The organism is Okeania sp. KiyG1 (assembly GCF_014132355.1).
Taxonomy (GTDB): Bacteria; Cyanobacteriota; Cyanobacteriia; order Cyanobacteriales; family Microcoleaceae; genus Okeania.
The window spans coordinates 64,500-85,185 of record NZ_BLZO01000087.1 but is presented as its reverse complement, the minus strand read 5'-3'; the positions used below and the strand labels follow the sequence as shown (position 1 = coordinate 85,185).

The 20,686-nt window shown below is 35.7% G+C and carries 15 protein-coding genes; 1 reads left to right on the top strand and 14 read right to left on the bottom strand.

All coding sequences use genetic code 11. The annotated features are described in order from the left end of the window. Positions 1-327 precede the first annotated feature (327 nt). Both SAGCYANO_RS19770 and kdsA read right to left on the bottom strand, forming a co-directional pair. Positions 328-873, bottom strand: a complete 546-nt coding sequence (locus SAGCYANO_RS19770) for an HAD family hydrolase (RefSeq protein WP_202221628.1) — start codon at positions 871-873, stop codon at positions 328-330. Further along, positions 830-1,687 carry a 3-deoxy-8-phosphooctulonate synthase gene (gene kdsA / locus SAGCYANO_RS19765; RefSeq protein WP_202221627.1) on the bottom strand — a complete coding sequence of 286 codons (858 nt, stop codon included), beginning with the start codon at positions 1,685-1,687 and terminating at the stop codon, positions 830-832. Before kdsA ends, SAGCYANO_RS19770 begins: the two co-directional genes overlap by 44 nt. Before the next feature lie 271 nt (positions 1,688-1,958). Between kdsA and SAGCYANO_RS45050 the strand changes: the two genes are divergently transcribed. Continuing rightward, positions 1,959-4,385 carry a hypothetical protein gene (locus tag SAGCYANO_RS45050; RefSeq protein WP_237396391.1) on the top strand — a complete coding sequence of 809 codons (2,427 nt, stop codon included), beginning with the start codon at positions 1,959-1,961 and terminating at the stop codon, positions 4,383-4,385. A gap of 442 nt (positions 4,386-4,827) precedes the next feature. Here the strand turns inward: SAGCYANO_RS45050 and SAGCYANO_RS19755 are convergent, their stop codons facing one another. The 12 genes from SAGCYANO_RS19755 to SAGCYANO_RS19695 all read right to left on the bottom strand — a co-directional run bounded on the left by SAGCYANO_RS19755 (position 4,828) and on the right by SAGCYANO_RS19695 (position 20,673). After that, positions 4,828-5,832 (bottom strand): SIS domain-containing protein, encoded by a 1,005-nt coding sequence (locus SAGCYANO_RS19755; RefSeq protein ID WP_202221626.1) that lies wholly within the window; start codon positions 5,830-5,832, stop codon positions 4,828-4,830. A 597-nt stretch (positions 5,833-6,429) separates the two neighbouring features. Further along, positions 6,430-7,188: a 3-deoxy-manno-octulosonate cytidylyltransferase gene (kdsB, locus tag SAGCYANO_RS19745; RefSeq protein ID WP_202221624.1), complete on the bottom strand. Its 759-nt coding sequence runs from the start codon at positions 7,186-7,188 to the stop codon at positions 6,430-6,432. Positions 7,189-7,509: 321 nt separating this feature from the next. Further along, a complete protein-coding gene (locus SAGCYANO_RS19740; protein ID WP_202221623.1) occupies positions 7,510-9,330 on the bottom strand; it encodes a hypothetical protein in 1,821 nt (606 codons plus the stop codon). A 149-nt stretch (positions 9,331-9,479) separates the two neighbouring features. Beyond that, positions 9,480-11,363 (bottom strand): tetratricopeptide repeat protein, encoded by a 1,884-nt coding sequence (locus SAGCYANO_RS19735; RefSeq protein ID WP_202221622.1) that lies wholly within the window; start codon positions 11,361-11,363, stop codon positions 9,480-9,482. Between the two features lie 39 nt (positions 11,364-11,402). Then, a complete protein-coding gene (locus SAGCYANO_RS19730) occupies positions 11,403-12,749 on the bottom strand; it encodes a glycosyltransferase 61 family protein (protein ID WP_202221634.1) in 1,347 nt (448 codons plus the stop codon). A gap of 8 nt (positions 12,750-12,757) precedes the next feature. Further along, a complete protein-coding gene (locus tag SAGCYANO_RS19725) occupies positions 12,758-13,222 on the bottom strand; it encodes a tetratricopeptide repeat protein (RefSeq protein WP_202221621.1) in 465 nt (154 codons plus the stop codon). A gap of 84 nt (positions 13,223-13,306) precedes the next feature. Continuing rightward, complete coding sequence (locus tag SAGCYANO_RS19720) at positions 13,307-14,917, bottom strand: tetratricopeptide repeat protein (protein ID WP_202221620.1); 1,611 nt, start codon at positions 14,915-14,917, stop codon at positions 13,307-13,309. Positions 14,918-15,046: 129 nt separating this feature from the next. After that, the gene (locus SAGCYANO_RS19715) at positions 15,047-16,654 is read right to left on the bottom strand and encodes a tetratricopeptide repeat protein (protein WP_202221619.1); all 1,608 of its coding nucleotides are present in this window, start codon (positions 16,652-16,654) and stop codon (positions 15,047-15,049) included. Positions 16,655-17,033: 379 nt separating this feature from the next. Then, positions 17,034-18,047: an STELLO glycosyltransferase family protein gene (locus SAGCYANO_RS19710; RefSeq protein WP_202221618.1), complete on the bottom strand. Its 1,014-nt coding sequence runs from the start codon at positions 18,045-18,047 to the stop codon at positions 17,034-17,036. 15 nt (positions 18,048-18,062) lie between these two features. Next, a complete protein-coding gene (locus SAGCYANO_RS19705) occupies positions 18,063-19,127 on the bottom strand; it encodes a hypothetical protein (RefSeq protein ID WP_202221617.1) in 1,065 nt (354 codons plus the stop codon). Continuing rightward, positions 19,103-19,708: a hypothetical protein gene (locus SAGCYANO_RS19700; RefSeq protein WP_202221616.1), complete on the bottom strand. Its 606-nt coding sequence runs from the start codon at positions 19,706-19,708 to the stop codon at positions 19,103-19,105. Before SAGCYANO_RS19700 ends, SAGCYANO_RS19705 begins: the two co-directional genes overlap by 25 nt. A gap of 14 nt (positions 19,709-19,722) precedes the next feature. After that, positions 19,723-20,673, bottom strand: coding sequence for a lipopolysaccharide assembly protein LapB (locus SAGCYANO_RS19695; RefSeq protein ID WP_202221615.1), 951 nt, complete (start codon positions 20,671-20,673; stop codon positions 19,723-19,725). Positions 20,674-20,686: the final 13 nt, after the last annotated feature.

The window sequence follows — 20,686 nt, the reverse complement described above, 5'->3', positions numbered from 1 at the left end:
TATAGCGAGGGCGAATACCATTCGCCCCTACAAATGGTGCTTTAAAAGTTAATTTGCGTAAGTCCTGATTATGAGAGGTCTGACTCTTAACTGCAACGTTATAGTTATTGAAATTTTTGGATGATATAGAATCTGGTGATATGATATATGTTCATAATTCTATCTAGACTTCAAGCCTTCAATCTCCCCTACTCCCCCACTCCCCTACTGCCCAAACTATATAATAAGTAGTATTAACCGGATTTTATATCAGGAGTCAGGAGTCAGAATTTTAATAGTTTTCAGCTCAATTTCACTATTACTATTATAGAAATTGTCACAATCAATTTAGGATTGCTGTATCAAACCATTAATAATAGAACCCTTTTTTCCTTGCAACTCCAACAACCATTCCACCGCCTCCCTAATAGCACCATTTCCTCCAGATGCCTTAGTTACATAAGCAGCATAACGCTTCACCTCCAGACGAGCATTTTTTACTGCCACAGGTATCCCCACCCGCTTCATCACCGGAACATCAGGCAAATCATCACCAATATAAGCTACCTGACTTGCCTGAATATTATGCTCCTGAAGCAGAGCAGTAAAAGCTAATGTCTTATCGTCATAACCTTGATAGACATCATCAATTTTTAACTCCCTCGCGCGACGTTCCACCACCTCAGACTTTCTGCCAGTAATAATAGCAACCTTCAACCCAGATGTTCGAGCCATCTTAATTCCCAAACCATCTTGAGAATTAAACCTTTTCATCTGCTCAGTATTTCCCAACAGAATAATACCCCCATCTGTCATCACCCCATCCACATCCAAAACCAACATCTGGAGGTTAGTAGCTAGACTTTGCCAATGGTTTTTCCTCAACCACCACATTTTTCTGAGTCTCCACACAACTATTTGTCACCTCTCGAATTCGTAATAAAGTCTCCAAAAAACCAGATAACTCAGCCAAAGGCAAAGAATTAGCGCCATCAGACTTAGCCTCTGCGGGGTTAGGATGAGCTTCAATAAACACCCCATTACAACCCACAGCAACAGCAGCTCTGGCCAAAGGTTGAATAAATTCTGCTTGTCCACCAGACTGAGTACCCATCGCCCCAGGTAACTGTACAGAATGACCAGCATCATAAATAACTCTAGCTCCTGTGGCAGCCATTACTGGTAGGGAACGGAAGTCTACTACCATGTTATGATAACCAAAACTACTGCCTCGCTCAGTTAGGAAGATGTCTTGACAACCAGAAGCTTGTAATTTGTCTACAATATTTTGAGTTTGCCAGGGGGAAATAAACTGACCTTTTTTCACATTAACCGTACATCCTGTTTCCGCAGCAGCTACTAACAGGTCAGTTTGACGACATAAAAAAGCTGGTATTTGCAAAATATCAACTACTTCTGCAACTGGTTTTGCTTGGGAAGGTTCATGGATATCGGTTACTGCTAACAAGTTAAATTCTTTTTTAATGGTTGATAAAACTTCCAATCCTTTTTCTAATCCTACACCGCGAAAAGAATTAATAGAACTACGGTTAGCTTTATCAAATGAGGATTTGAAAACAATAGTTACTTCTGGATGCTGTTGTTGTAGAAGGGCTAATTTTTCTGCCACGGTGGCACAGATGTCATAACTTTCGATGGAACAGGGGCCTGTAATTAGGATAAAATTATTAGGTATTTTCATTTTCATTTATCAATTATCACTCTAGTAGGTTGGGTTGAACGATAGTGAAACCCAACAAAACCTTACTACTAGACTGACACAGCTAAAACTTTTGTATTAGGGAGTAAGGGAGAAAGATTTTTGTTGGGTTTCGTCCCTCAACCCAACCTACGCCTATTGCACCATTTTAGATGTGTCAGTCCACTACAATATGGCTAACATTTTTATTCGACGATCCTATATTAAGTAAAGTTCAGGGATATTTTTAACAATTATAGACATTAAGCAAAGGTATCTTATGAGAGTTAAGGCCCAGTCTTCTTGGGTTCGTTTAGTTCCCAGTCAGGATAAAACACCGACAAAACCTCTACTGATAATTGACCAGGAAATTTCTTTAGCTTGGGGAAAGCCTCCTCAAGATATTTGGATACACCAAAAGCAAACTTTGGCTTCGTTACAAATACAAGATTTGCATAATGGTAGAATTATTTGGCCAGATGTTGAATGGAGGGAGTCCAAGGACTTATTTTTGGATGAATTTCGGTTTATAGACCAAGATGAAGCTCTACCAGGAGCTTTCCTACCCCCAGGGACAAAGTTAACTTTCCAGGGTCAAAGGATTACGCCTCTGATACCGCTTAATCCCATACTCCTCGACTATTTTACCCCAGAAGAGTTAATCGCCAAGGTCAAGCTAGCTCAAATAAATAGCAGTGATGGACTCCAAGTGCGAGTTACTCTAGATTTGCCTCTTTCAGGGATGAAAGATGACCCTCGGCAACCTCAGAACTATAAGATTTCTAAAGATTATCCCATAAAAGAGGAAAACGCTTTGCCCGAAATACCAGTCTTGGAAATCTGGCCTAATTTCAGAGCGGAAGGATGGCGCTCTTATTATGCTTTTTATTACGATGCTGAATTTGGAGACGATACTTTCCAAGTCTATATACCAAAAGCGAAAGAGCCTCATATTTTTGAGGATAAGGGGGGTACTTATCAAATAACTCACTTAGAAAAATTTCCCAGTTTTATTGGGTGTCAGGATATTTTGAGAAACTTCATTGGTTTGATTCTGCTGAAGAGTCCAGAGAAAATTAAGCTGGCAGATAAGTGGAAAGTAGGAGTAGACTTCGGGACTTCTTTCACTAATGTCTATGTCAAAAGCAGCCGTACAGTCGAACCTTTGTCAATGGAAAGCTTGCACCTGAAGGTGACACAAGTACGGGTAGACACGCGAAATCCAGTGCTGTTTGAATACTTTATCCCAGAAGTTTTTATTCCACGTAGCAAACCTTTACCCTTGGCGAGTGTGCTGACAACCAGGGGTAAACCAGACAGCAATAAAAACCTAGAACGCCCAATTATTGATGGCAGGATATACGTTCCCGATCAAACAAGGTTTGAACCGCTCAGAGGTTGGATAGAAACAGACCTTAACTGGAAGAATTACGCCGCCAACAAACTATTCCTAAAAAACTTGGCATTGTATACGAGCGCGATCGCTGCCAAAAACGGTATCCAGAAGATTCAGTGGTGTATTTCCTATCCATCAACTTTTTCTCGCAGCGATAAAAATAAGTATGCAAGAACCTGGCAAGATATCACTGAGGAACTTAAAGTTCAAACTGGAATTAAATACATTTGTCCAAAAGTAGATAATTTAGAATCTTTTCGCAGCAAGAACGCCGCTTTTGCCCAATATTTTGCAGACAAGGAAGACTTCGATCTAGTCCGAACGACTTGTATTTATATGGGAAGAGAGACTTCGGATATTTCGATTTGGTACCACAACGAACTTATTCATCAATGTTCGGTTTTATTAGGCGATCGCCATTTGTTATCCGATTTCCTAGAATTGAATCGAAATTTTTTGGTGCAGCTATTCAATCTAGAACAGAGAGAATGGGATAGATTAACCGAAGACAAATTCAGGGAAAAGCTGGATCTATTTCTGCGTTTGGAAAGTGAAAATTGGCTGAAAAATAAAAGAAATTTCATAGAAGACGATCCGAAGTTCCAAGGTTTGCTCCGACTGATGGCAATTGGTATAGGGGGATTATATTACTATGTGGGGATAATCTTGGGAGTTCTCGAACAAGAAGGAATGTACCAGAGTCGCGAAATTACTCCTGTTTATATCGGTGGAAGAGGTTCTCGACTGTTAAATTGGTTACCTGAAAGGGGTAGGTTTCTTCCCTCTTCAAAAGTTAACAATCTGCTGAGTCAGATGTTGAACAAAGGGTCAGGATTTGACGATTATATATTGGAAAAAACGCGATTGAGTCAAAAACCAGAAGACGAGGTAGCTTGCGGTTTAGTGTTGAACCGTACAAAACTGACAGGATGGGATAGAAAGACTAAAGACCCGTTGATTGCGGGAGAAGATTGTGAAATTAATGGCAATCTCATTGAATGGAGAGAGCGCTTGGAGTTTGCGGGAAATATTCAGCAGTTAAAAATTCCTGATTTAGTACAGTTAAGAACATTTCTAGATGATTTTCATGTATCTTTGAAGAAGTTAAATATTGAGGAAATTCTCCCTCTAAAGGGTTATAAACTAGGAGATGAACCAGAATCTGCTTATAATAAGACTCTCTGGCAAAATACGGAGAGGGAATTGATAAGCGCTGTGTTTAATTTTAAGGGAGAAACTGAGGAACCACCCTTTATTATTGGTCTGAAGGCTCTGTTGCGAGTTTTAGCTAAGGAGTGGGCAGTTCATTAATTGATAATGGATAATGAATAATGGATAATTAGGGTTTACCGATCAATTATCAAAGCATTGAAAAATAAACAGGACTTACGCACTTTTCCGACAAAAACACTATATATACCATAGTGCTATAGTTTTTATCTACTATCCATAGTGCCTTTGCGTAAGTCCTGATAAAGTAACGCACCGAAATATTTGGGTTCGGAGGAGCGTTACATTCCATTCACGCACCCTACTGGACTGACACATATTCAATTGTGCGTTACGACGGATTGCTAAATCCCTTTTATCGTCTAAATTTCAGCCGTCTAACTGAGCCTACAAATTTGCACTAAATTAGCTGTATCGGTCCACTACTGAACCCTGAAAACTGACAACTAAAAACTGATAACTGATAACTGAAATATCCATCCGTGCATCCGTGGCCAAATCCGTGTCTTGCCCTGACTTCTAATTATTTTACTTCTTTAAGCTGGAATTGAGTCAAATCATGCATCCTCACCAATCCTAAAACCTGATGATTAATATCCACAACTGGCAAAACATAAACAGGTTTCTTCTTATTCTCTTCCATCATTTTCAAAACTTCAATAGCTGAAATATCTGGTTGACAAAACAGAGGACTTTTAGTCATACAATTTCCAACAGTAGAACTGAGAAAATGTTCTGGATTATCCTTGACAATACGCCGAATATCCCCATCAGTAATAATACCAATTAAATGGTTCTCAGAGTCAGCAACTAAAGCAGCACCCAAAGGTTGTCTCGTCATTTCTATCAAAGCTTCATGCAGAAAACTTTCTGGAGATAAAACCGGGACTTCTTCCGGTGCTTTGTGCATTAAATCATTAACTTGAGACCCCAACAATACTCCTAGATTACCAGCCGGATGATTTTCTGAGAACTGGTCCGCCGTAAACCCACGAGCATTCGCTACAGCAACCACTAAAGCATCACCCACAGCAGTCTGAGCGATCGCGCTACTTGTCGGAATCTCTATTTCTGTCGCTTCTGCTGCAACGTCCAATTTTATTGTCCAATCTGCTAATTTAGAGAGTGGGGATGGTACTCGACAGACCATCGCTGCTATTTTTGCCCCTCGTAGTCGAGCTACTTTGGCCAGAAATACTAATTCTCCTGTAGCGCCACTTTTGCTCAAACAAATTACTAAATCTCCAGCTTCTACTAAACCTAATTCTCCATGTAGAGCATCATTAGGGTCAATATAGACAGCTTTTACACCAATACAAGCTAATTTACTAGCTAATTGTCTCCCTACCAACCCTGATTTACCAATACCAGCAACAAAAGTTTTGTATTGGTTTTCGATTAAGTGTTGGGCTAAGTCCAGGAAATTTTGGTCTAAAGCTTCCGCTTGGGCAGCCACAGCATGAGCTTCTTTTGCTATTGTAGCCTTTGCTACTTCTAAAATTGAATTTTTAGTTAAGGTTTGAATCATTATTTTAAGTAAAAAGTCGAAAATTAGAAAAATTTATAATTTTTTGATCGTTATTTATTTGACTTTTTTTGTTAATTATAGTTTCTAGTATTCATACCAATTCACTATAAATAGGGCTTGCTGATTAAATATCAAAGCATTGACTGATATTGGTTGTAGCATTTTTTGGTCTAAAAAAGTGTCAGCTTTTCGGTGGAAAGAACTGCATAAAGCTAGTATTTTAGGACGATTATGGCAGAAAAATCACTATATCCAATTTTTCCGACTACCTCCTCTATAATTCCCTGCTCCTCCTGAATTCTGTTTGCGGAGCATTCCGTAGAAAATTCAGAATTCTGACTCCTACCCCTACCACTCATACTTTATTTAGCAAACCCTACAGCGCTTTTCAAATTGATGAACCACATCTTCATAAGCAAAAATCCTGTAGGGGCGAATGGCCATTCGCCCCTACTGTGGTTTACCCAAATGAAAACCGCTGTAGATAAAGATGTCACAAATAGTTTAAAACTATAATAAATATGTGAAATAATTTCCTGAAATTACTGTAGCGTCAAAGTTTTAAGCCTATAAAATCTTACTTTTGACTTTTGACTTTTAACTTTTGACTTCCCCATAGCGCTCTCTAACCAAATCCAACTGCCACTGAGTATCTACCGATATGCCATGATGGTCAGTAACAAAAGTCATAATCCTTTTCCCTGCCTCTAAAAAACGTAACTGCTCTAACTTTTCTGCCGACTCTAAATCACTAGCAGGTAATGTATGATAATCCTCAAGTACCTGTCGCTTATAGCCATAAATTCCCACATGACCCCAAAATTTAGTTGACTCAAACCACTTTTCTGATTCCACATCCCGGACATAAGGAATAGGGTTCCGGGAAAAATACATAGCATATCCAGCATGATTTTTCACCATTTTCACCACATTGGGGTCAAATATACCCTTTTCAGAAAGTAGGCAAGCAGGAGTAACAATATCTGGCAAAGGATGAGTATTCTCAAAAGTTTCAATAGTTTGGTCTATTACTTTTGGTTCCAACAGAGGTTGGTCTCCTTGAACATTAACAATAAAATCTGCTTCGAGGCGGTCTATGATAGATACTATACGTTCAGTACCAGAAGCACAATCTGGGGAAGTCATCCAGACGTTGCCGCCCCAACTGCGGACAGCATCAGCAATTTCTTCCGAGTCAGTAGCAATATGAATCTCTGATGGTTTGGTAGCTTGGAGACATCTTTGATAGACGTGCCACAGCATGGGATGTCCGCCAATATCTGCCAGTATTTTTCGAGGTAGACGAGTTGAAGCGAGACGAGCAGGTATTACTACAATTGATTTAAGGTTATTCACAGCCTTATTGATAATTAATAATTGATCATGGATAATTGATAATTAGGGTTTGCTGAAAAAAGCAGAGTGTGGGAAGTATGGGGAGGGTGGGAAGATAGAGAAAGTAGGAGGAATAATTGTTCCTTGATTTTTATGCCATAGTTACCCCAAAATAGGAAGTTTTTGAACCGAAACCACCTAAAACCTCGCACTTTTTGATACCAAAAAAAGCTATAACCTTTATATGTAAAGACTTTTAGATTTAATCAGCAAGCCCTAATTAGGGTTTATTGATAATCTAAAGATAGTTTTCATTATTCATTATTCATTATTCATTATTCATTACTTATTGCCAAATTTTTGTTGAATTTTTTGTAGTGTAATTTGGAATTTTTCTAATTCTTGTTGGGTTTGCTGGAGATGATTTTCTGACTGCTCTATTCTCTCCTGTATTGGTTGCAACTGTTTCAATGTTTTTTCCCCAGACAAAACAACCGATTTCGCCCTATTGCTATCATTAGCATTAGGATTATTTTTATCCCATAAAGGAATCTGCAATTCACCACAAACATTTACATAACGTCTAAAAGTATTATCAATCATTGGGTGTCCCGTTACAGCGTGTACCGAGCGAGTAGTATTAATGAAGAAAAACAAGGTATTTTCTTGATATTTTACACTTCTTACCAAATCAACATCCTGGGGAGAAACACTAACTCCTCTCAACACTGGGCGATCGCCTTTAAAACTATATATCTCCAAGCTACCGCCATCACTTTTGTCATGTTCGGGACGCATATATAATAACATTGCATACAATTCTGTTGGTTGATCGACATGATGGCCGCGAATATAAGATGTTGTTGGTTGAGGGTTAATACCAAAAATAGAATCAAGTCCAATATCTGTTGAATCTCGATGTCTTACCCCAGTAGTCATCTGTTCCAATTTTCTACCGATGCGGGATTCCAAATTGGGATATTCTTGTCTGATAACATCCCCAAATAAATTCATAACTTCCATAAAGAAATTCTGGGAAGTATGATACTTAAAAAATTCTAACCACAGAGAAGAAATCGTATGTTCTGCTACATTCAAAATTTCTCTCGCTTCGTACTGAAGCAAATTTTTTAAAGGGCGACCTCTGACGATAGTATCATAATTGGGATATTCCTTAGCTAAAGCCTGATATAAATCTTCTGGAAGAGCATTTTCTATTACCATATAAGGGTAAGGTTCAAGCATGATATCAGCTTTGGTTGCCCGTTGTAAAAGGCTATAATTTCTTGTAAAATCTCCTCCAACAAAAGTCGAATTACTGGTAGTTTTAGTTAGATTTTTAGTTAGATTTTCTGATGTTTGTAAATTTGCTTTTTTAACTTCAGAAGTATATCTTTGGTTAATTTCTCCACTGGTTACATCTCCAGCATATATTCCTTGTATAGGCATTCTAAAATCTTTTTCTTCCTGCTTGCGCATAGCTGCAATCACAAATGGATCTGAACCTGGGTTTTTACTTAATTCCATTATTTTACTAACTTCTTTTTTCATTGGTTCAGAATTTTTCCACCATACATGATTTTTAGTTAGAGTTTGAGTATAACCCCACCTATTTCCTAAAGCAATATATTCAATTTTGTAATTGTTGGCTCCAGCTAAATCTCTAAATAAAACCGGATGAAAATTAAAAAAACCGTGGTTAACCCAATTAGCAAAAGGAAGAATAAACAGAATTATTCCATTTACCTTAGCTAAATCGTGGCTATTTTTAAAGACAGCATATTGGTTAAATAAATGTTCTCCAGTACCATTATTTGTCACCAAATCATATTGTTTTGTGTAGCCATAATGTTGCTTGATATCGAGATTCAAATCCATCATCAAACTATCATATTTGTCATTTACATCAATAGCAACATATTCTGAAAATCCCAATGCTTTGTAATAATCTGCTGTTTTATCACCCCGTTTTTTAATATTAATCTTCAGTAGATTTTGTAAAGTAGGAACATTGGCATTTCTGGGTGGAGAAAAAATTACTTTCTCCAAAATTTCATCGTTCATTTTAAAAGTTTGATTGCCAAGTTCAATAACAGTAGGATTTAGTGGCAGACTGTCGGTAAGTCTGGCAACCATTAATCCCATCAACGGTGTAAATGACATTTGTTTTCTCCTTATTTTTTTTGCTGATTTTGATTAAAAAGATGAGATAGTATTAACTAGCTATCAGCTATCAGCTTTTAGCAGCTCTGGGTTAACTTAAAAAAAATAATCTTGCTGAGGTGCTGACCGCTGATTGCTGAGGTGCTTCTTTAACTACAAACCATTAAATTTTCACTTTCTACTAATACTAAATCAAGTTTTTTGCTATTTGGTTTTACTACTTCAAACCAAAAATAATAACTGACTTGAGGATGACGTTTATTAATCTCCTGCAAGAGCGATCGCCACCATTCTACAGGTTTAATAGTAGAGTGAGCGTTTTCTCCATTCGGTAAAGTCTTTCGAGCTGGTCTGCAAGCTACATTAGCATAGACAAATTTGGTAGCGAAAGAAAATATCTCTTCTACAATCCAACGCATATCTTCTTCTGGGCAATGTTCTAGTACATCTGTACAAACTACAGCATCAAATTTACCTGTAGGTAAGGTATTAAATTCAACATAAGCGGGTTCGTAACAGGCCACATTATTGATTCCCCAGAAAGTCTGAATATTAGGAAAAACTTCCTCGGTAGGTGATGTAAAAGGGGAACGATAAGCAGAACCTTTCCCCGCACCATAATCTAGTAAAGATTTAGCTTGATATTTTTCTACCAACTCTTTAATTTTTTCTGCATGGGGGAGAAGACTTTGACCATAGAAAATTTTATCATTGCTAGCGTGCATATTCTGGTACATCGCTAAAAGTTGACGATAACGAGGACTAGGATTAGCTCTACTGTAAGATACTAAAATTGGTGATGTTTCTGGTATTGTTTCGGTTCCATCTAATTGATTTAATACTTGTTCGTACTGTCTAAGTTGTTCTAAGGAACGATCTAAAGCTTGTTGGGTTTGACTTTGCAATTTTAAGGAGCGCTCCAATGATGCCTCAGTTTCTACAAGTTTGGTTTTGGTATTTTCTAGTTCCTTAACAGTTTGGGTGGGTTGTAACTGAGTCCCACTAGAAATAAGTGCTTCTTTTTCCTGGAGTTTTTCCACAGCTTGATGTAAAACTGCTTCCGTTTCCTCTAGTTGAGCTAAAGACTGATTTAAAACTTGTTGGGTTTGAGTTAATTCTTGCTGATAGCGATCGCGATCAGCGCTAGTTTTTTCTAATTCTGTTTGACAGTTATTTAAAGCTTCTTGACTCTGGCGATATTTCTCCAGAGATTCACTCAATACCTTGTCACTTTGACCTAGTAATTCAAGAGATTGATTTAATAGGTTTTCTGTTTCAGTTTGTTCAGACTGAGCTGCTTCTAATTCAGTTGTAGTTTGACTAGGCTGAAATTTTGCTTGTTCTAATTCTATTTGGGTTTGAGCTAGTTGAGATTGAGTTTGCTCTAATTGAGCCTGAAATTGTTGCCTTTCATCTGCTGTTACAGGATTAATTTCCATCATTTTTTGATAAGATGCTAAAGCAGGTTCTAGATTTTCTTGTGCAGAATAAACATCCCCTAATTTTTGATAATATTCAGCACAATTTGGATTTATTTCTATTGCTTTCTCTAAATTAGTAGCCGCTTCTTCTAATTTTCCTTCCTTGATAAAAATTTCTGCTAAATTCAGATAAGCCTGACTAAAATTAGGATTAATTTTAACAGTTTTTAAGTACCAATTAACTGCTTTACCTAGTTTCTCTTGTTGGCGGAATGCTTCTCCTAAACTATGACAAAAACCAGCATATTTGGGCTTGAGTTTGATAGCCTGACGATATTTTTCTATAGCTTTACCATATTTCCCTATTTTGCTGAATGCTGCTCCCAAATTATGGTGAGACCAAGCATATTTTGGGTTAAGTTCTATTGCTTTTGAGTAGGAGGTGATCGCTCCTTCCCAGTCTCCTTTTTCTGTTAATATTTCCCCCAGTTCGTGATGATAGGAATAAAAATTAGGATTAATTTCTATTGCTTTTTGGTAAGCTGTTATTGCTTCTTCTAATTTCCCTTCTTGTTTCAGTTTTTTTGCTTCTTTATATTTGCTTGTAGTCATATTTTTTCCTAACTAATTGTTTTTCAAATATTTTTTGTTTTAAGATATACCAGCAAGTTTCATTAGGTCTGACAATAAATCTATGTTAATTATCATATCTTGTTTAGCTGCATCAACAGATTCTCCCAACAAATAATAATAATCTAAACTACAATGATTGCTCAAGTGATAGTAACAAGGACGTACTGCATCTGGCGACATTAATTCGATTACTTTAGTTCCTGAATTACAAAACAACAAATTAGTTAAACCTGCTCCATGAGGAGCTATTACTACTTGAGCACTTGCCAGTAATAGGGCTTGTTCTGCTACTGACATAGATGTTAGAGTTACACTTTTAATGCCAAATTTACTTAAAAATTCGGCTACATCTGATTCATTAATAACTTGGCGACTAGGAGCATCTTTTCTGCTTATATATATCCTATCTGAAACATCTAACTTTTGCCGTACTTCTGAGTTTGTAAATTCTGTTTTGATAAATTGACAAGCCCATCCTTGCATAGTTACTAAGCGGCCAAGCTGAGGAACCAATGACGGAATTATTAAGGTTTTTGCCTTAATGTAAGGATGTTTTATACTTTCAACAATCTTTTCTGAAGGAATACCTAAAATTTCTAAAGTTTCTCTTTGAAACGGTCGTTCGCTTTGGGAACTAACTACAAACTTACTGATATTTTTCAAGTCTAAACCACTTTTTTGTAGCAAACCAATTTTTGGCAGTAAATCTAGTACCCAATGGCAATAGTTATACTCTTTGCGTACTGATAAAAAAGCTGTCGGTTCATCTAGCTCTAAAACTGGCGGTAAATTGTTGACAGGCAAAGCTGTAATATCTGGACTTCGTACAACATCTTTAATTAAGATTTTACCTTCTTCAGAAGCGATCGCAATGGGTACACGATTATTTATCCAGACGCTACCACCAGGAATTACAACCACAGATGAATTTCCTGATTTCTTTTCTTGTTCTGATAAAAGGGGATGAACGAGGGGATGAACAGTTTTCGGTGGTTCCAGAGAACTGGTTATTTCTGGATGAATTTCTGTATAAATTATCTGTTTATTTGACTCTAAATCTATCTGGCATAATTCTCCTTTATTCACAATAGAGATAGGCAAGTTTTCTGGTTCACTTTCACTTTCCTTTAACTGAATAGCTCGACTATAAAGTTTTACAGCTTGGAGCAAATGACCCTGTTCTTGCTTAAGTTTTCCCAAACCTATCAGCCGTTCTTCAAGAGAAAATTCAGGATTAAGCCGTGCAATTTTGTAATAATCCACTGCTTCATCCCACTGATTTTTTAGAGCCAATAAGTCACCTATTTTCTCCAAGATATCGTGGGAATTTTTGTTTAACTCTATAGCTTTTTTATAATTTCTCAATGCTTTTTCTAACCGTCCTTTTTTGTAAAAGCATCTCCTAAATTTTTGTACAAAATATAAAAATCGGGCTTACTATTAATAGCATTTTGGTAACACTTGATTGCTTTATCCCAGTTACCTTGCTTAAATAAGCTCTCTCCTAAGTTATTGTAAAACAAAGCTGAATTTGGACTCAGATTTATTGCTTTACGGTAAGCTACAACTGCTTCATCTAATTGTCCCAATTTCCCCAAAACTTCCCCCAAATTATTATAAGACCAAGCAGAGGTAGGATTGAGTTCAATACAGCGACGATAAACTGCTGCGGCTTCCTCTAATTTGCCTTGTCTTTTTAAAGTATTTCCTTGTTTGAGTAACGTGGCTATACTAGCCTTAAATTTCTGTAAATTTTCAAATATGTAATTTTCTCCTGATTCAAGTATAGCTTCAGTCAATGAATTAGCTATTTTATCGTTATTCAAATATTCTGACATCTAAACTTTACCTTCTTTTTTCAGTTTTTTTGCTTTTTGGTATTCACTAACATTCATGAGGTTATTTCCAGGATAATTTACTTTTTATTTAGTCTTTTTCAATTCCTCTTGACATTGGGAAAGAGCAGCTTGACTAGCGTTTAATTCTTTTCTAGTTTGATGAAGTTTCTGTTCGGTCTTGAGTAGTTTTTCTTGACCTGGACCCATTTCTAACTGAGATTCTCTTAATATTGCCTTAGCAAATTGAACTTGAGCTTTTAGGTCTTCTAATTCCACAAAACTTCTTAAAAATTTGATTTGTTTTTTCGTGTTTTCCAGACAACACTGGATTTTTAAATCTTCTTCAGTATTTGCCTTTTGCTCATTTTTATAAAATATATGCATTGGTCGTTTCTTATCAGGAGATCCTACAGGTCTATCTCCTCTACCTCTAGCTATTTTTAAATTCCATTCATGCTTAGATTTTGTAAAATAATGATTAATTTGGGCTATTTGATGATCTATATGAGAACTTATTCCCTTCAACCTATGAGGTAGGGGAGTTCGATCTGGATGAAGGTAAATAGGATTATTCCCTTTAAATCTACAGAAATGTACTCCCACTCCGTCAGAAGCTTTAATAGAATCTATTTTAGCGATTGTCTTGAAGTAATCGTTACCTACAGCATCAGATTTTGTACATTTAGTAAACCTTTCTATTACTAACCCATCCGTTACAGAAGCGTGTCCAGAAGAACCAAATAATTTCCAATTAATAGCTATTCCATCTACATCTTGATAATCATCTAAAAAACTATGAATGTCATTATGTTGGTTCAAAACAATAAATTCATCTGCATCTATAAAACCAATCCATTCGCATTTACCTTTCAACCTGCCAATGGCATCTGTATATGCTGCTACTTGATGATTTTTATTTGGTATATCAGGCCATTTAATATGTTTAATAATTTCTGCTTCGTCTAATTTTTTTAATATTTCTGTAGTTCCATCTGTACTCATATTATCGTATATCAGAAATTTATCTACTTTAATTACTTGGTGGTATGCTATCCACTCCAAAATATAGGGAGCTTCATTCTTAACAATTGCGCAAATAATAATTTTTTCTTTCTTATGTTCTGTTTTTTTTTCTCCTACTAAACTCTCTAATTGTGCAGTTAATTGAGTTTCTTGAGGATGCTTTTCTAGACCTTGCCTACAAATAGTAATCGCTTCCTTTAATTCTCCTTTGATTTTGAATATATTTGCTAACCAAAAGTAAGAGGTTTGATCGAGTGGATTTAATTCAATAACTTTTGAGTAACAGCTAATAGCCTCATTCCATTTCTTCCCTTTTTTATACAACCATGCCAATACTTTATAAAATTGATAATTATCAGGTTCGAGTTCGCAAGCTTGACGTAAATTAGTTTCTGCTCTATTCAAATCGCCTAACTTAAATAACGCTTCTCCTAACTTATGATAAGACCAACCAGAAGATTGATTTAATTCAACAGCTTTAGAGAATGCACTAACAGCTTCATGCCAGTTACTTAATTCAAACCATGTTTCTCCCAAGCAATGATAAGACCAGGCTGAATTAGGGTTAAGTTCGATGCAGCGTTTGTAAGTTTCTATTGCTGCTTCTTGCTTACCTTGTCGTTTAAGTTTGTTACCTTTTATAATGAAAATTGCTAAAGATTCTTGATTCATAGAATATTGGATATTTATTTGGTTAGTTAATATGAGAATACTCTACTATTTCTTTGTTAAATTTATCAATTATTAATTGGTAAATTTAATTTAGGTTGATCGTCAAATCTGTATTTCCCTATATCTTCATTATTTAGTCTTTTTCAACTCCTCTTGACATTGAGAAAGAGCAGCTTGACTAGCATTTAATTCCCTTCTAGTTTGATAAAGTTCCTGTTCGAGCTTGAGTAGCTTTTCCTGACCAGGACCCATTTCTAACTGAGATTCTCTCAAAATTGCCTTAGCAAATTGAACTTGAGCTTTGAGGTCTTCTAACTCTACAAAACTTCTTAAAATTTTAAGTTGTTTTTTCGTATTTTCTAGCCAACGCTGAATTTTCAAATCTTCTTCTAAATTTGCCTTCTGCTCATTCTTATAAAACGAATGCATTGGTCGTTTCTTATCGCGAGCTCCTGGAGGTTTAGGCCTACCTCTAGCTACTTTTAAATTCCATTCATGCTTAGATTTAGTCACATAATGATTAACTTGTACAATACTATGATCTATATGTGTACTTTTACCATTTGTATTAGCTGGTAATGGATTCCGATCTGCATGGATATAAATAGGATTATCACCTTTAAACTTACAGATATGTACTCCTACTCCATCTACTTCTCGGATAGAATTTATTTTGGCAATAGTCTTGATATGCTCGTTACCTGAAGCATCCGACTTCGTACATTTAGTGAATCTTTCTATTACTAGCCCATCCGTAACAAAACTATGTCCAGAAGAACCAAATAACTTCCAATTAATAGCTATTCCATCCACATCTTGATAATCATCTAAAAAACTGTGAATGTCATTATGTTGGTTTAAAACAATAAATTCATCTCCATCTATAAAACCAACCCACTCGCATTTATCTCTCAACCTTCTAATGGCATCTTCGTATGCAGCTACTTGATGGTTTTTATCAAGCATATCTGGCCATTTAATATGTGTAATAATACCAGCTTTGTCCAAACCTTTTAATATTTCTGTAGTGCCATCTGTACTGATATTATCGTATATTATAAAGCCATCTACTTTAATTGCTTGGTAGTATGCTATCCACTCCAGAAGATAGGGAGCTTCATTCTTGAACATGGCACAGATAATAATTTTATCTTTCTTAGTATCGGCTCTTTTTTCTCCTGTTAAACTCTCTAATTGTGAAGTTAATTTAGGTTCTTGAGGATACTTTTCCAAACCTTGCCTACAAACAGCGATCGCCTTATTTAACTCTCGTTTTACTTTCCAAATATCTGCTAACCAATAGTAAGCAATATTGTCCGTAGGATTTAATTCAATAACTTTTGAGTAACAGCTAATAGCCTCATTCCATTTCTTCCCTTTTTTATACAACCATGCCAATACTTTGTAAAATTGATAATTATCGGGTTCGAGTTCGCAAGCTTGACGTAAATTAGTTTCTGCTCTATTCAAATCGCCTAACTTAAATAAAGCTTCTCCTAACTTATGATAAGACCAACCAGAAGATTGATTTAATTCAACAGCTTTAGAGAATGCACTAACAGCTTCCTGCCAGTTACTTAATTCAAACCATGTTTCTCCCAAGCAATGATAAGACCAGGCTGAATTAGGGTTAATTTCTATACAACGTCGGTAGGTTGCTATTGCTGTTTCTCGATCGCCGTCTCGTTGAAGTTTCTTACCTTTTCTGATTAAAGTTGCTATAGGTTCTTGATTCATAGAATATTTGATATTTATTTGGTTATATCATGTCCGGTAGCATCAGTATTGTAAGCGCGAAGGTAAGGAAGAAGGAAGAAGGCTTAAAAGCTTGAAAAAACCTAAATTTCCTGTAGATATTCACCCTTGGGTTTACACAAACGATAAAGTGTGGACATCATATGAGATGCATATTTCATATTGCTAGAGCAAAACTACAAACAATTTTTGTTTGATCACTAGCTGATGGCTGATTTCTGAATGGTTACCTATTGCTTAACAATTATCTTTTAATAGCTCGACATAAATATTGCCAAAGTTTTCATCTCTGTCACTACCTGGTCTAGAATCTCCTGGGTGATACTTAGATAAACTATGATTCTTAACTGTAAAAAGATGGTTAGGTATTTTTCAAAATTTTATTCATGTCTCTAGTCCAAGCTGCAACTAAATTTGCTTCTTCCGATTTAATGACTTCCAAATCTATCAAGACATCATAACATTTTTTTAAATTATCAAGAATAAAAACTTCACCAGATTTTAGATTAGCTTCAGACAATGACTGAGCAATTTTATCGTTGTTCAAATATCCTGAAACTTCATCTTCAAAATCTTTCATTAGATTATGTTCGTTTCTTTCTTGATAAACAGTCGGACTGTAGAATAAAACTTTCCAACCATTTTCCCAACATATTCTCTGAGCGACAAAACTTCGCCAGATATCTGTCATCCTAAATGAACAATAAGCAGGCAAATAAAGTAGGGGATATGCTGCTGGAAACCATACTGTATTTTGACTGTTAAAAGGACACCAAGTTTGACTACCTAATGCCAGTTTAATATCCTCTTGAAATTTTATAGGTAAAGGCAAAACCAGTCGATAAATAGCATCGACATCTGGGTTATCATTTGCTAACCCTTGCTGAATTGGGCATTCGGAAATAGACTCATTTAAGCTTTCATAAGATGGTATTGGGTCGTTAATTTTATCCAATGGCAACCCTCTCGGCCAGATTATTGCATCTGAAAAGTATTTATAAACATTTACCCAACCTGCTTTATCAATAATTTTCGACTCAACTTTGAGGGTACTTTCTTGCCAAAAGCTATCTAAAGGAAAGTTGTCGTCGTCTGTTTCAGCGATCGCTTCTGCTCCTTCTTTTATTGCTAGTAAATAACCAATATTTTTCCTAGCATAATGTTTTGTCGGACAATTTTTCGCGTATTCTAAACCAGTAGCTATTTGAGCATCAACGTCGTAATATTCGCAACCTGCTAGGTTAAAATATTTAGGACTTTTAGTATCCCCAACTATGATGAAATTCCAGTTATGAGACTGACAACCTGTTGCCAACTCTTGTAAAACTTTATTAGGAGATGAAATTGTGGTGACAACTAAGGTAGTTTTTTTCATTATTTATTCCTAAAACTATTTTTTGGAAGCCAAAATATTAAACATTTTTTGATAGATTACTTGCCAATCTAATTGAAAATCACACCAACCGCCACCGCCAGCATTGCTAACATCATCAAAATCCAAAAAATCTGGTTCTATTGCTTTTTCTTTGACTTTTGACCAGAAGTTTTTTTGTTTGAGATGACCGCGATTAGCATAAGCTACACCTGGTTTATCGTTAAGCCATGATGTAATTACTAATCCAGAACCAACAATGGCAATATAGGTATCAATATAATTTCCCCAAACAATACTTTCATGCAAAGGACATCCTAGGGTATTATAAACTTTAATTTCGGGATTTAACTGATTAATAATTTTGTTAAAAATATTTTGGCAATCTATCCAGCCATCGAAAACTATGCAAATATTTGGATAATCTTCTCTCAATTTATTGACGATATTTGCATATCCTTTAACTTGGGATATCCAACTTTTATTGTGGTTTCTCAGATTCACCCAAATTAAAGGATATATTTTCTGATTCTCTTTAATATCAGTTAAGTTTTTGGTCAATTCTGGCGAGCATTTCTCCCAAGCAACTCGGCGGATATTTTCTGTGTAATTATTGGTAATAAAATTGTCTGTTATTCTGAAGCAAAAGCTATTCTTTTTGAGAAAAAATCGAAACATTTCTGCCTCTGATGTTTCCTCTAGTTTTAATATTTTGTTAGCAGGAATTTCTGGAAATACTGAAGCAAATTCTAGATATTCGTAAGGTCCGACAGTAAAGTAATCGATCTTCTCTAAAAGACTATTTTTGCTTAAGTAATATATCCCATTCAGGTCTTGCCAGAAATAATGTCCTAGATTTTTCACAAAACCAATAAGAGATGTTAATTTGCGTTTATCGCTCTTGTTCAGATATTCACTTACATCATCAAAATAAGTCACGATGTAAGTAGCTAGATTGTGGTAAATTTTAGGATTTGCATGACCTTCATCATAGCAAATTACTAATTTTAATTTGGGAAAGTAAAGAGAAACTTTTTCTCCTGTAAACCTACCAACTGCTATGTAAAATACTTCTTTACCCACAAATCTATAAAAATTAAAGAGCCCCCCATCAAAAATGATTGATTAGACCTCAAGATTTCACCGATCATTGGGTCGAGGGCATACATATAATTAAATTCAGCAATAGTTTGAGGAAATTCTATTGGGTTATTAATGACGTGCCAACAATTAAATTTTTTGTGAGGATGTAATTGGGTTCTCCTTTGGGGAAATGATAAATCATCATTAAAGCAGTTAATATAAATATTTTCTAAGCCATTATTTTCCTGTCTAATCAATCTTATATATTCTAAAGATATTCCCCATTTTTCTAACCAGGTTTTGTCTTCTGGAGTTAGCTGAGGTAAAGTTAATATTTTTAAAGTTTGATTCTGAAAATGCTGTTTAATTTCCTCTGCTTCAAATTCCAGTTTATCTAAATCAATTTCTAAGTTAAACTCAGAGGGTTTAGTTTGATTAAACAAATTCCAAATAGCATCGTATTTTGAAAAATTACTATTATCAATTACTGGTTCTATTGTCGGAATTTGAGGTTTTGGTAGCTCCCGAAAAAAACGAACTGCTTCTACAATTAAGTCATTATTTGCAAGTCTAATTATCAACTGATAATAAATATCTAAATTTGCGATTTTTTCTGGAAAACTTTGTGATATGTTTCTATAACTCGTGCAACTTTTCCTGCCTGAACTAGAGCTATTCCAAATCTCATACATTGTTTGAACTGAGGACCTATCAATGGCTGCCATCTCAAAAGCTTTTCATAATACAAAATAGCTTCTTCAAATTTTTTGTTTTCTACTAGCTGCATTCCTAAGTTAAAGCAATGTTTCGCAGTTTCTTTTGGATGTGTTTTTTGTTCTTCAATAAACTGCTTTAACCTAGCTGCTAAAACTTCATTTTCTGGGAGTTTTTCTAATCCTTGTTGAGAAACAGCGATCGCCTCTTCTAACTTACCTTGTATTCTCAAAATATCCCCCAACCAATAATAACCATCGCTGTCGGTAGGATTTAATTCTATTAACTTATTATAAGCAGCGATCGCCTCTTTCCACTGCCGTCGTTTTTTGAAAGACCAAGCTAATATTCTATAACACTCGTAATCTTCAACTCCCATTTCTATTGCTTGACGACAACTTTTTATAGTTTCTTGCCATAAACGGTTGGCAAAATGAGTTTTTGCTTGCTCAAAAAAAGTTTTACCTTTGTCGCCTGACTTCTCTATAGCTTTTTCTAAACCATCAGAAAATACCTGGAAATTTGACTCTAATTCACAAGCGCGACGATAGTTAGGTATAGCAGCATCAAATTCTCCTTTAGTGGCAAAAATTTCTGCTAATTCATAATAAGACCATGCTGAGTTAGGATTAATTTCTATTGCCCGACGATAAGAGGTTATTCCTTCATCCAAAACACCTATTTTTACTAAAGCTTCCCCTAAATTATGATGAGACCATGCTGAGTTAGGATTAATTTCTATTGCTCGACGATAAGATACTATTGCCTCTTCCCATTTTTTCTCCCGTTTTAGTTGATTACCTTTAATTAAATAATTTGCTGCTTTTTCCATAAATTTTTTCAAT